Annotated in this window: 1 pseudogene; it reads left to right on the plus strand. The window is 61.1% G+C overall.

The annotated features are described in order from the left end of the window. A pseudogene (locus E1J53_RS24125) lies at nucleotides 1-347 on the plus strand (hypothetical protein); the annotation flags it as partial.

Genomic DNA, 347 nt, shown 5'->3' on the forward strand with positions numbered 1-347 from the left:
TCGCCGGTATCGGTCCCGACAACTGTGTTGCTGAGGTAACGCTGACCTTCGAGGCCTTCGACGAGTGCTCTGAGGTGGACATCAGCGTTGAGCTTGATGCGGACTACGCCGGAGTACCGACGTCCTTTGAGCGCACGCGCTTCCTGACGACCAGCGAAGTGGTGGCTAACGGTGATGACACCTACACGGTTCGTCTGAGCGGTATCCCCGTAGGTAACCACGCCCTGCGCATCCGCGCCGGTGACGGTTGTGGTAACTTCGACGTGGACATCCTCGAGTTCTGCGTGACGCCGGACAAGGCACCGACCCCGATCTGTATCCAGACGCTGACGGTCACGCTGATGCCC

Source organism: Lewinella sp. W8 (assembly GCF_004375085.3).
Lineage (GTDB): Bacteria > Bacteroidota > Bacteroidia > Chitinophagales > Saprospiraceae > Neolewinella.